The 12,487-nt window shown below is 64.6% G+C and carries 8 protein-coding genes and 1 pseudogene; 7 read left to right on the top strand and 2 right to left on the bottom strand.

The features are described from left to right. Nucleotides 1-159 precede the first annotated feature (159 nt). The 7 genes and pseudogenes from PWP93_RS30140 to PWP93_RS30170 all read left to right on the top strand — a co-directional run bounded on the left by PWP93_RS30140 (nucleotide 160) and on the right by PWP93_RS30170 (nucleotide 8,929). The gene (locus PWP93_RS30140) at nucleotides 160-1,809 is read left to right on the top strand and encodes a fatty acid--CoA ligase (protein ID WP_421047285.1); all 1,650 of its coding nucleotides are present in this window, start codon (nucleotides 160-162) and stop codon (nucleotides 1,807-1,809) included. A gap of 19 nt (nucleotides 1,810-1,828) precedes the next feature. Then, entirely contained in the window at nucleotides 1,829-2,332 is a 504-nt protein-coding gene (locus tag PWP93_RS30145) for a DUF523 domain-containing protein (RefSeq protein ID WP_421047286.1), read from the top strand. A gap of 82 nt (nucleotides 2,333-2,414) precedes the next feature. Next, a complete protein-coding gene (locus PWP93_RS30150; RefSeq protein WP_421047710.1) occupies nucleotides 2,415-2,759 on the top strand; it encodes a hypothetical protein in 345 nt (114 codons plus the stop codon). An 81-nt stretch (nucleotides 2,760-2,840) separates the two neighbouring features. Continuing rightward, on the top strand, nucleotides 2,841-3,881 hold the full coding sequence (locus PWP93_RS30155; protein ID WP_421047287.1) for a DNA-binding protein: 1,041 nt from the start codon (nucleotides 2,841-2,843) through the stop codon (nucleotides 3,879-3,881). A 135-nt stretch (nucleotides 3,882-4,016) separates the two neighbouring features. Then, a complete protein-coding gene (locus PWP93_RS30160) occupies nucleotides 4,017-4,703 on the top strand; it encodes a pyridoxamine 5'-phosphate oxidase family protein (RefSeq protein WP_421047288.1) in 687 nt (228 codons plus the stop codon). Between the two features lie 558 nt (nucleotides 4,704-5,261). Beyond that, a pseudogene (locus PWP93_RS30165) lies at nucleotides 5,262-7,446 on the top strand (T6SS effector phospholipase Tle3 domain-containing protein); the annotation flags it as partial. 10 nt (nucleotides 7,447-7,456) lie between these two features. Beyond that, entirely contained in the window at nucleotides 7,457-8,929 is a 1,473-nt protein-coding gene (locus PWP93_RS30170) for a virulence factor (protein WP_421046350.1), read from the top strand. 20 nt (nucleotides 8,930-8,949) lie between these two features. Here the strand turns inward: PWP93_RS30170 and PWP93_RS30175 are convergent, their stop codons facing one another. Together PWP93_RS30175 and PWP93_RS30180 are read right to left on the bottom strand one after the other, a co-directional pair. Then, complete coding sequence (locus PWP93_RS30175; protein ID WP_421047289.1) at nucleotides 8,950-10,071, bottom strand: hypothetical protein; 1,122 nt, start codon at nucleotides 10,069-10,071, stop codon at nucleotides 8,950-8,952. A 9-nt stretch (nucleotides 10,072-10,080) separates the two neighbouring features. Next, a complete protein-coding gene (locus PWP93_RS30180) occupies nucleotides 10,081-12,441 on the bottom strand; it encodes a hypothetical protein (protein ID WP_421047290.1) in 2,361 nt (786 codons plus the stop codon). Nucleotides 12,442-12,487 lie beyond the last annotated feature (46 nt).

Genomic DNA, 12,487 nt, shown 5'->3' on the forward strand with positions numbered 1-12,487 from the left:
CGGGTTCGATGCGGATTGATACGGGTTCGATAAGGACTCGAAGAAAGCCTGCTCAAGGCTCGAAAACGCATCGATAGTGCCGGCGCGCCTCGTGAATCGAACGCGGCGCGCCTTTGTAGTTGTCACTTGTAATCGATACACCGACTGTTAGGGACTGCCATGTACGACCCGGCTAGCGAAGCAATGTCATCGGCTTATGCCTACCCTCTCTTGATCAAGCATCTGCTGCGCACGCCGATGGCACACGCGCCGAATCAGGAGATCGTCTACCGGGGCAAGGTCCGCATGACCTACACCCAGCTCCGGGAGCGCATCGCGCGACTCGCGAACGGCCTGCAACGGCTTGGCGTGGAGCATGGCACCACGGTCGGGGTGATGGACTGGGACAGCCATCGCTATCTGGAGTGTTATTTTGCAGTGCCGATGATGGGCGCCGTGCTGCAAACGGTAAACATCCGTCTCTCGCCGGCTGAGATCACCTACACGATCAACCATGCGGGCGCCCAGGTGCTGCTCGTCAACGCGGATTTTCTGCCGGTGCTGGCGTCGATTCGCGACAAGCTCGAACACGTGCGCGCGATCGTGCTGATCGACGACGAAGGCAATGCGGCGGCCTCGTCCGGGATTGAATTCGCCGATGAATACGAGCATCTGCTCGCGACCAGCGGCACGCACTTCGACTTCCCCGATTTCGACGAGAACACGCGCGCCACGACGTTCTACACCACGGGCACCACGGGCCTGCCCAAAGGTGTGTATTTTTCGCATCGGCAACTGGTGCTGCACACCATCACGGGGATGGCGGCGCTGGCGAGCCCTGCGTCGGGCCAGCGCTTCCATCGCGGCGATGTGTACATGCCGCTCACGCCGATGTTCCATGTGCACGCATGGGGCATGCCGTACATCGCGACCGTGATGGGCGTGAAGCAGGTGTACCCGGGCCGTTATGTGCCGGACCGGATCGTCGAGCTGATGCGCGAAGAAGGCGTGACCTTCTCGCATTGCGTGGGCACGATTTTGCACATGCTACTGAGTTGCCCGCAGGCCAAGACCGCCGATTTCAGCAAATGGACGGTCGTGATCGGTGGCGGGGCGCTGCCGCACGGTCTCGCGCGTACCGCACTGGAGCGCGGCATCGACGTCTTCACGGGTTACGGCATGTCCGAGACGTGTCCGTTGCTCACGCTCGCGCAGTTGAAGCCGAGCGCCGAGCGGCGCGACATCGATGAGGAAGTCAGTCTGCGCTGCCGCACCGGTCTGCCAGTGCCGCTCGTGGACCTGCGCATCGTCGACGACGAAATGCAGGATCTCCCGCACGACGGCGTGGCGAGCGGCGAAGTGGTCGTGCGCGCGCCCTGGCTCACGCAGGGTTATCTGCACAATCCCGAAGCCTCCGCGCAGTTGTGGGAGGGTGGCTATCTGCATACGCAAGATGTGGCGCGCATCGGCACGGACGGCTATCTGCAGATCACGGACCGCATCAAGGACGTCATCAAGTCGGGTGGCGAGTGGGTTTCGTCGCTGGAGATCGAGAGCCTGATCTCGCAGCATCCCGCCGTGGCCGAAGTGGCTGTCATCGGCATCAAGAACGAGAAGTGGGGCGAGCGCCCGGCGGCCGTGGTCGTGCTGCGTCCCGGGCACGGCAAGCCGGTGAGCGAAGACGAAATCAAGCAGCATGTCCTGCGCTTCAGCGAAACCGGACAGATCTCGAAGTATGCGGTGCCGGAAGTCGTCAAGTTCGTCGACGCGCTGGAGAAGACCAGCGTGGGCAAGATGAACAAGAAGTGGCTGCGCGAGAACTTCGACTGAGGTGACGGCTTCGTCCGCGATGACCCGCGATGATTCAAAAATCCTCATAAGCGCGTGCCTGCTCGGCAGTCCGGTTCGTTATGACGGCGCGGCTAAAGCGCTTGTTCATCCGGCGCTCGATGCCTGGCGGCGCGAGGGACGCATCGTGTCTGTCTGTCCCGAGTTGAGCGGGGGATTCGGCGTGCCTCATCCGGCCGCCGAAATTGCCCGCGCGGAGTCGGGCGAAACGGTTCTTGCGGACGCGGCCCGCGTGGTCGATATCGCGGGCGTCGATGTCACCGCGCTTTTTCTGGCCGGTGCGCGGGCGGCGCTGCAACTCGCGCGCGAACACGATTGCCGCTTCGCATTGCTGATCGACGGCAGTCCATCGTGCGGCAGCAGCGTCATCTACAACGGGAGTTTCTTGGGCCAGCGCCGCGCCGGGGCCGGGGTGACGGCTGCGCTGTTGCGCCAGCACGGCATCGAAGTCTTCGCGGATTCGGAAATCGACGCGCTCAGTGCGCGACTGGATCGCAAAGGCTGATTCCCAAACTCAGCCAGGCGTAATTGGTGCCGATCTCGGGGCGAATACAATCATCGCTCGCAATGAGATCACCTCGCGCCTCATGACACCCGTTAAATTCATTCTTCGCTACACCGCTATCCCGTTCACAGCAATTGTGGCAGTCGTTATCTGGACTGCGGTGCCATCCTCGAAGGAAGTCGATGCAAGGCAGTACGCGGCGTTGTCGCGTGCATATACGAGCTTTCCGGTTGCGCTCCGGCGTGAAATCTCCGGCGCAATGGACCATGGCCGGATCAGCGACTGGCAGTACCAGACGCTGGTCCGCGACTCGCTCGCCAACGGCGTGGCGCTGGATTGGCCAGCATCCGGCGTGGATGACGTCGCGCTGGAGCGGCAAAAGCTGGCGACATTGATACATGCAGACCCTGATCTTCCAAAGACTTGATGTCGCTCGCCAGCAAGGAGTAGGAATTCAACGTTTTACGTTGTATTATTGATAATCGAATCAATCCTGCCCCTGCTCGCCATGTCCGACGCCACTCTCGATGAAGTCCGTCTCGCCGCCGAAATCGAGCGGCTCAAGAGCGAATTTCCCAAAACCCGCGAGCTGTATCGTGAAGTGTGCGCGCTGCTGTTCTTTCGCTTCGGCGTCACACCTACCGCCAACCGGCTTTATCAGCTGGTGCGGCGGGGCAGCATGGGCACGCCCACGGCGGTGCTTTCTGAATTCTGGGCGGAATTGCGTGAGAAAAGCCGCGTGCGCATCGAGCATGCGGACTTGCCCGAAGAGTTGCAGGGCGCGGCGGGCGAACTCGTGGCCGCGCTCTGGACGCGTGCCACGGCAGCCGCGCAAGACGCGCTGGAGGCGCTGCGAGTCGAAGTCGAGCAGGCGCGCCTGGCGGCCCAGGCATCCGTTACCGCCATGGAGGGCGATCTCGCACGCACCGAGACGGCACTCGAGCAACGCACGAGTGCATTGCTCGCGGCACAGGTGCGCATTCAGGAGCTGGAGCAGGCGCAGGCCGCTGCCGCCGCCACTCGCAATGCGCTGGAGCGCGAAGTAGAGCGGCTGCAGCAGGACGGCCGCGAGCGCGATGGTGCGCTCGCGCAGGCGCGCGCCGATTTCGCGGTCGAGCTTGACAAGCTTCGTGCTGGAGCGGAGTTGGCCGAGACCCGCTTGCAGGCCGCAGAAAAGCGCGCGCTGCTCGAAATCGAGCGCGAGCGCGCGGCCAATGCGCGCCTGCAGCGTGACATCGAGGCGTCGAGCAAGCGCACTGCGCGGGCCGAAGAAAGTGCGCGGGCGCAGATTCAATCCCTGCAGGGACAGCTTGGTGATTTGCGCCATCAGGCAGGCATGCAGGAAGGGCGCCTGGAGACGCTGCGCGCGGAGCATGCGGCGCAGAGGCGCGAACTCGATGCGTTGCGCAAGAAGGTGGGTGAGGGCAGTGGCACGGGCGCGGCAACGGGTGCCGCGCCGGCCCAGCGCGTAAAGCGGCGCACGGGGCGCTCCGCGGATACCCCGGCGAAGCCGCTGCGTCCCGCGCGCAAGGCGATCGCGAGAAAGTGACTCTTGCACCGCAGATGTGACTGGGGGCGGGTTCGTATCGTGGCCCCAGGCGAATGCGCAGTGCTGGGTCTACCCTTGGAGCCACCGTGTCGCTAACGTAATCGGCATCTGAACATGATCGAGGAGATGCCGACGATGTCCGAAACCGATACCGTTTCCGCCAATGGCAAGGCACCGTCGCCGCGTACGCGGGTGCGCCGCATTGCCGAGCGCGCGAACTACGATCGCGACACGCTTTATGCAATTGTCGACGCGGCCTACGTATGCCATGTTGCGTTTGCCGACGAGCACGGCGTGCACTGCATTCCCACGGCATGCTGGCGCGAGGGCGATCATCTCTACATCCACGGCTCCAATGGCAGCCGCATGCTGCGGCTCGCGGCCGACGGCGCGCAGGTCTGCGTGACGATCACGCACCTCGATGGCCTCGTGCTTGCGCGCTCGGCGTTTCATCACTCGATGAATTACCGTTCGGCGATGATTTACGGCGCGTTCGAAGTGGTCGAGGCCGATCGCAAGGCCGCCGCGCTCGATGCCTTTCTCGACCATATTGCGCGGGGCCGCGCACGCGAGGTGCGTGCCGGTGACCGCAACGAATTGGCCGCCACGACAGTGCTGCGTCTGCCGCTCGACGAAGCGGCCGCGAAGATCCGCACGGGTGGGCCGAAGGATGATGAAGCGGATCTCGGCCGCGCCGTCTGGGCGGGTGTACTGCCGTTGGCGCTCACGCCGCTCGCGCCAGAGCCGGACGGCATGCGGCCTGGGGGTGTCGTGCCTGACTATGTGACCGCGTGGATGCGTCGCACGGGAAAGCAAGACTAGCGCTGTGTTCGATGCTGGATGGCGGCGATAGGGCGTGCCGCCTTAGAGCAACCGATTTCGAGTCGCGGTGAAGCTTGGGCCCCCATTGTTACGATTGTGGGCGCGCATCGACTTTCCACACATCCTTCCCTTTGCCTTGCGACGATCGCCGCACTTATGGCATGAGCGCACATTGAATTTGCGTCACCCGATGCAAGTGGATCTGTGCGCCAGATCAATAACAATTAATAACTCATGCTGTAGCATTTTCCGGATTTAAATTTTCATAAAAAGCCGCAATATTTTGCGGTATTCAAATCTGGAAAATCCGGTCTCAAGTTTTGCGTCGTCTTGATGCATCTCCCGGATTCATCGATTCCCTTGCTACTGCATTGGCTGAGTAAAATTATTTTATTTTGCAATGCATATCATTAAGAAAATCGTTTGAACATGACTGATTCATTCCTGAATCCAGACACACCCGGCACTCCATCGCCGGGCGCTGGCGCCTCCCATTCCGGTACGGCCCCGGCGCCGAATTTGCCACCGCGCATAATCGTGGGCTCGGGCCAAGGTCCGATGGTCTTCGATGTTACGAGCGAACTGATCTGCGTGAAGCAGCAGCCCTTGCCCGGCGTCGTCATTTTCGTGCACGGCGTGAACTCCGAGGGCGAATGGTTCGAAGCCGCCGAGGAAGGGCTGTGCCAGGGCCTCAACCGCCGGCTCGCGAGGCTGGACGACCAGATGGCGCACAGGGGTGTCGTCGGTGGGCAGCTTTCCCCCGTCTCGTACACCGAAAGCCTGACGCCGGATGGCTTTCTCAATCCGGAGCTGTGGGCCGGAACCTACATCAAGCCTGATCCGTCGTTCTCGCCGGTCATCCACTTCCGCTGGGGCTACAAGGCCAACAAGGAAGAACTGAAGGAGTACGGAATCTTCCTGAACGATCAGGACTACTGGGGCGGCGGCCCATTCGCCAACGGCTGCACCAGCTTGCCTGACCTGTGGCACGAAGGCATCGACGACCGCGTTTTCGGATTCCTCTCCGTGCAGGCCCTGAATCCGACGCAACGTCCCCTGTATCGCACGCCGCCGCGCGGCTATGGCGTGCTGGCCGCGTTACGTCTTGCCAGGCTGGTGCAGTCGATCCGCCGGATGCAGGCCAATGTCCCGATCACGATCGTCTGCCACAGTCAGGGCAACATGGTGGGCCTCACGGCTGCGTTCTTCGGCGACGCGTTCCCGCAGGTTCAGGACCCGTGGGGCAACACGGGACGCTGCGTCGCCGATGCCTACGTGCTCGCGAATCCGCCTTACAGCCTGGCGAACACCGACACCTTCCTGGAGAACTGGTCCCAGCGCGAAATGCGCGACGCCCGGAACCGGGGCGGCCGGCAGACCTACGCGGCGCGCACCCAGACCCTGCGCAGCTTCTTCGACATCATGCGCGCGCACGGCATTCGAAATGCCGGCCGGCAAGGCCGATGATGACATGGCCAACACGCGTACCTCGGAGACGGGCGGCAAGCCCTACACCGCCGGCGAAGACCGTACGGCTCACGGCCTGAACGGATACACCTATGGCCGGGTGACGCTGTATTGCTGCCCGCACGACCAGGTGATTTCCGCCGCCACGGTTCAGGGCATCGGCTGGCGCGGGCTGGGCCGCGTCGTTGAAGATCCCGCCCAAGGCGGGTCGCGCGCGCCCAACGGGATGCCAAACGACGAACTGGCCGACGTCGGCGCCCATGGGGTGCTGACCCAGCGCGTCTTCGCAAGCGGCTTCGAGGTCGGCAGACAGGCTGACTACCACTACTGGGAAAACGACTGGCGCTACAGGGAGGGCAAGACGTCGGGGTTCTGGTTTCCGCCTTCGCCGCCGGCCAGATACGGCATCAAGCATGCATGGAGCGCCAACGAGAACTACGTGGCGAAGCTCGCCACGACCGCTACCGCGCCCGTGCTTTATCTCGTGACGATGGCGACGTCAGCCTTCGGCCTGTGTCCGGTCAACGCCGAGCCGCCGAAGGGCTGGACGGTCACGGCCGATGCGCCGCCGCTCGATGAGCCGTTTGCGCCACAGGCCCTGCGGTACGGCAAGGAAGTTCACGTCACCGATGGCGAATTCACGAGCAACTTCAACGAGGGCAACGACCCGCTGGCCGCGGCCCGGAATGCGGACAAGCAGGACAGGAACGCCGACGACCCCTACGACAGTTACAAGCTCAAACAAGCCGACCAGGAAGCGGCTGGAACCATCGGCAGCGAGGCGTTACAGCGCTACGAGGACCACGCGTCCCTGCGCATGCGCGTGCGCAGGGACGGCAATTCGCAGTGGATCGACGGCGAAGGCAACGTGATCGGCGAGGACGGCAGGAGCGCCCTGCCCGAGGGGTACGCGCAGTGGCGCAACGAGCAGGTTACGGAGATCCTGGATGGCAGCCGGACGAACAACCCGACCAACCACTCGACCATCATGACGAACCCGATGCATGCGCGAAAGGCGCTTGCTTATGACGTGGCGATTGGGTTGTGCTACCTGTCGCCAGAGCAGATGGCTGCCTTGCGGATCGAGGCGGACTGGAGGCTGGGGAAGGGCATGGATAAGACGAACCCAAGCAAGAAGTACTGGGAATACTTTGATAGCGGGACGATGAATGGCGACGCGATTACCAAATGGCTTGCGAATGATCCGGAGGGCCGCCGGCCCGAGAAGATCGCCAATGAACGTGAGGGCCAGTTCTATCTGAATCTGGGAGTTGTGGAGTTGTGGCATGAGCGCGCTGATCTCGACGTGGCCGCGCAGGCTGGCGCTCGCCGTGCTGGCAATGGTGCTGGGCGCACTCTTCATGTTTTATTTGACCGTGGAGGTTGGCTACCCGCCGGCCGCTGAATTAACTACAGGAGCGTTGATGAAACGACTCGTTGCCATACCCGTCCTGCTGGCCATTGCAACCTTTGCATTCACGACGGCCGCCATGATGCCAACGTCCGCCCGGGCCGCCTCGCCCCACACCGGCACACCTCAGACGGATCCCGCCAAACCCTTCATGGTGCAGGTTGTCGGGCTCGAATGGCTCAATCCGCTGCAGAGGCGCGACTACCCGACCGAGTGGCAGGTGTTGTGGACCATGGGGCTCGTCAAGCCGAACAAGAACGATGACATGGTGCGGACCAAGCCGCAAAAATTCTCGACACTCCAGTCGATCGGCGCACTTGCCTACGGCAATAAGGGTACGGAAACTTTCAAGGGTTTCTATCACAAGTATGTGGACAAATTGCTTGGCTTGTTCGGCACACGCTACGTGACGAACGCGAAATATTTCTACACGGTCAAGCCAGACAGCAAAAAGGAGTGGCGGGAGTTAGCGGGGATTCATGTTGAATTCGCGATTCCCACCCGCCTTGATCCAACCGAGGCACAAACTTATTTGCGTAACGAAATCATTGACAATTACGAGATCGGGAACCCGTCAGCTAAAAGCCTCTGGAGCCGCGACACGCCTCCCGACGTGCACGTCACCCCCGGCGGTGCGAACGCGGGCTTCACCTCGCTGAACAACGCGCTGGACTACCTCCAGGCGAACCCAGACAAAAGCGTCTGGGTGATGAACTGGGACGCCCCGAGCTTTCCGCCAAAGGACGGCCAGCTCAACGAAAACATGGTGCTGCTGTTCCTCGCCGGCCCGCAGATGAAGACCGAACGCGCCCCGCTCGCCTGGATCGGCCGCGCGGCCACGGGCAACGCACAGGACTTCGAACGAAAGCCCGGCACGACGCGCGCGGTCGAAGCATGGAAGGCCACGATCGCCGCCGCCGCGCACAACGCGAACGTATCGGTGCCCGATATCCACTACACGATCCACGATGCCGGCAAGGGCAGCGAAGCCTCCTCCTCGCGCATCGGCTCGCTCGGCCGCACCCTGACCGAGACGATGCCCGACTTCGACTTCCAGAAGCAGACCCTCAACACGCCGGAGCTGCTCGGCGAAATGGGCGCCGGCACGGCGCTCACCGATGTGGTGCTGGCAATCGGCCGGGCGAATCATCTGGGCGAGACCGTGCTCGTGGCCGGCACCACGGACGCGGACCATCCGGTTGCGGTCGTCGTGACACCGCCGCCCCAGGTCGTGCCAATCGATCCAGACGCGGACTGGTTCCGTGCGCGCGGCGAAAACAACGCCTATCTGCCGTGGTGGGGCCGGCGCTACGACTCGAAGTATGGCCAGCAGGGCTGGTCGTGGTGAGTCCAGAGCGCCACACCCCACTAAACCCGCGTCAACGTCTTCGCCAGTGCCGACGTCGCGGCCACATCGCCCGAATTCATCGCCACGCCTCCGGTCGACAGAGCCTTGGTGACGTCGGTGGCATTGGCGGCCGCAAGTTGCCCGATCGTGGTGATGCCGCCTTTGTTCAACGCGGCGGCGGCGCTCGACGACAAGCCGGGCAGGTTGGTGATCGGCGCGCTGGACGCTGCACCGGTCGCCCCCTGGACGCCGAGTGCCGCATTGACGACGGCGCTCCCGCCCGTCGAGCGAATCGCTCCAGCCTGGCGCTCAACGAGGTCGGAGGCTAGCGCGTCCGGGGTCGCATACGAAGCCGTATCCGGAAGAATGCTCACGGCATCCGCGACGCTCATGCCGTTGTCGAGCGTCTGCGTCCCGTAGTTCTTCACCAGGTCGGCCTTGCTGACCGTGTTGCCGCCGAACTGCTGGAGGAATTGCGGATTCGACGCCATGAACTTCGCGAGACTCGCCGGGCCCGACACGCGCGGATCGCTGGCCGGGTTCGACGGCGTCGGCGTTACGTTCGGCAGCATGATCGTGCCCTGGCTGGTCTGCCAGACGGCAACGTCCTTGTCGAAATACTTCGTTGACCCAATGAAGTGAGCGTTCGTGGCGTCGAAGGGCGGGATGAAAGGCGCCGGCTCGTAGCTCACGCGTCCCTGCGCGAGGTTGAACAGGTCCGCATTGATCAGATTGATCTGGGTCCGAATCTCGTCGAGCAGGCTGCGGATCTCGGCGCGCATGTTCGCGAGACACGCGAACACCTGGCCGAGGTCCGTGCGCACGGCGGCAAAATCCTGCTCGATCTTGTGCAGGCGCGAATTGAATCCTTCTTCTCCCGCCGTTTGCTGGGCCTGCACCACGCTCTCGCCGTCCACCCAGTCCGTGTGGTGGAAGGTCGGCGTGAAGGTTTCGACGCAGTCCTTCTCGACAGCCGGGAAATCGGTCTGATAGTTGAAGACGCGCTGCTGCCGCGCGCCCTGCTGGATTAGCCAGTTGCCGAGGATGATCGATGCTTCCGAATCGCCGACGCCCGTGTCGCGAATGGACTTCATCACATCGGAGATCGCCATTCCATCGAGTTGCAGTGTATCGACAGCCATTTTGGTCTCCTATGCGCCGGTGTCGGCGGGGGGCAGTGGCGGAACGACGAGACCGCGATGGCGGTCTTGCCGGAATGGGCGGAACGTGCGCGCGGCGCTGGGCGGGAGCGGATCGGCGTGGCCGTCGCCGTTCAGGTCGACGCTGCTCTGGCGCAGCGCGAAGGTATTGACCAGCACGCCGATCGGCAGGATTTCACCGAGCGTGTTCATCAGGTACTCGTACTGCGGGATCGTGAGCAGGGTACCGCTCGGCACGCTGGCCCGGAATTCGTAGGGATCGTTCAGGCCGGGCCGGCGCGCGTAGCCGAGCACCACGACCGCCGTGAGTCCGGCAGTCGCGGAGGTGAAGACGGTGCGGCTGCCGATCGGCTTGACCTGGCCGCCGGTGCCCGAGAGCGCGACGGTGTACCAGCGAAAGCCGACCGAGCGGCGATCGGAGAGATTCACGCCTGCGCCGGGCAGGCCGATTGCGCCGATTGTCAGGATCACGCGGTGGTCGGTGGTGGTGAGCGGCAGCGCCGAGGCGAGCCCGTTCGCCGCGAACAGTCCGACCAGCCGCTTCAGGTCGTCGGCTGCAGATGGCGTGCCGGCGAGTACCGCCGAGGCCAGCGCGGCCGGCAGGGCGATCGTGGTGACCAGTTCCGGCGGAAGCGCCTCGAGCTGCGCGACGATGGGCGCGGGCGCCGTGAGATCGGCGAGGCCGGCGGCCCGGAACACGGTGAGCGGCGGGTCGGCGGCCGCGTGGGGCGCGGCGGCGTTCCACGCGGTGGTGGCGTCGATGGCCGATAGCGCGGTCCACGCGGCGCCGCCGGACGCCGTCCATTGCGCGAGCGTGGCGGCCAGGCCATCGTGGATCACGACATTCGCCGTAGGGTCGCCGGGCGCCTGGTAAGCCGCTTGCAGCGTGGCCGATGCGTTCACGGCGGCGTTGGCCGGTCCGGCGATCACGAGCCCGAACGCGGGCAGGTGCGAAACGTAGACGGTTGCGGCGTCGACGGCATAGACGGTCTGCAGGCCGCACGCATTCAGGAACCACGCACCGGCCGGATCGCTCGCGGACGATACCGGCGTCATCGTGCTCACGAGCGCTGCGAGTTCAGGGTCGGGAATGGCCGGCGGGTGGGCGACGGCCCCCGCCAGCGCGTCGAGGTCCGCTGCGGCGGGCGGTTTGAGGTCGGCGCCCAGCCCAAGCTGATAGCGGCTGTTCGCAGCGCCATCCTGCGCGCGCGTGATGCTCCAGTGCGCAGCCTGGCCGAGCGCGCGCCGGCAGCGTCCGACGCGATCCAGCGCGGACGCGAGCAGCGGCGCCAGCGCAGCCTGAGCTGGAAAATCGAAGCTCTGGCGCAGGCTTGCGCGCAAGGTCTCGACACTGGCGCGGCGTTCCGTAGACAGCGCGCGCGCCAGGTGAACGCCATTCGCCGTTGCTTCGTCCTGCGGCCAGATCAGATGGACCGCGCGAACGTAAGCGAGGAAGTTCGTGCGGACGGCGTCGCTGCCCGTGCTGATCAGATGAACCGCGACCGCGAACGGATTGACCCGTTCGTCGATCTGGAAGCGCGCCTGCACGCCCAGGCCGGCGAGGAGCCCCGCATTGGGCGCGCCGGCCGAGCCGGGGCCGTTCAGGGCATCGTCGAGCCGCGCGCGGGTCGCGCGCAGGAACGGCCGGAACAGGGCGAGCCGGCGCCGGTAGTGGTCGTCGGGTTCCGGAGCCGGTGCGCCGCCCGCGTCGGTCCACGGCTGGAGAACGATGTGGCCCGCATCGGCGGCGAGCCGGTCGGCTAGGCGCGGCACGGCCACTTCCGCGCCCACCCGGTCGAGCGCGTCGGCCGCCGCGCCGGCCAGTTGCCGCATTGCGGCCAGCTCGCGCGCCTGACGCCGGATCGTGTGCTTCTCCGCCGAGAGCGCGTAGAGGAGCCGGCCGAAGATCCCTTCGATCAATTGAAGCTGGATCTGGTTGGCGATCTGATTGGCGGCGATGGCGCTCGTCGTGCCATCGGCCGCGATGGCGGCTAGCGTGAGCACGAGCGTGAACGGGGCGGCTGTCCGGACATCCGGATCGACTGTCGGCAGATGGAGCGGCACGAACGCGCCCGCTTCGGTCCACGGGGCGAACACGGCGGTGCCGAAGCTCGCCGGCGCATTGTCCGCGAGCAGCGCGGCGCTGACCTGCAGACCGGTTGCGCCAAGCGCGGTGGCCGGCGCCACGACGAGCAGCGGGTCGCGGGTCACATCGGGAATCGCCGCGTGGCCGGTGGCGTCGCACGCGATGTCCCGCACCTGCGCGCCGCCCGCGAACGGCGCGGTGAGATTCGCGAACAGGTTGCCTTGCGACGACGCCGCCCAGCGGTCGGGCTTCAGAATGTCAGCCATGGCGCCTCCTTGCGGCGCAGCGTTCGCGCGCGGCCCATCACGGCGG

It is taken from the genome of Paraburkholderia sp. A1RI-2L, assembly GCF_048957375.1.
Lineage (GTDB): Bacteria > Pseudomonadota > Gammaproteobacteria > Burkholderiales > Burkholderiaceae > Paraburkholderia.

Bases quoted from the DNA above. Each gene is read 5' to 3' on its own strand.
- PWP93_RS30175 (WP_421047289.1), bottom strand. From the start codon at position 10,071: ATGGCTGTCGATACACTGCAACTCGATGGAATGGCGATCTCCGATGTG.
- PWP93_RS30180 (WP_421047290.1), bottom strand. From the start codon at position 12,441: ATGGCTGACATTCTGAAGCCCGACCGCTGGGCGGCGTCGTCGCAAGGC.
- PWP93_RS30155 (WP_421047287.1), top strand. From the start codon at position 2,841: ATGTCCGACGCCACTCTCGATGAAGTCCGTCTCGCCGCCGAAATCGAG.
- PWP93_RS30140 (WP_421047285.1), top strand. From the start codon at position 160: ATGTACGACCCGGCTAGCGAAGCAATGTCATCGGCTTATGCCTACCCT.
- PWP93_RS30160 (WP_421047288.1), top strand. From the start codon at position 4,017: ATGTCCGAAACCGATACCGTTTCCGCCAATGGCAAGGCACCGTCGCCG.
- PWP93_RS30170 (WP_421046350.1), top strand. From the start codon at position 7,457: ATGAGCGCGCTGATCTCGACGTGGCCGCGCAGGCTGGCGCTCGCCGTG.
- PWP93_RS30150 (WP_421047710.1), top strand. From the start codon at position 2,415: ATGACACCCGTTAAATTCATTCTTCGCTACACCGCTATCCCGTTCACA.
- PWP93_RS30145 (WP_421047286.1), top strand. From the start codon at position 1,829: ATGACCCGCGATGATTCAAAAATCCTCATAAGCGCGTGCCTGCTCGGC.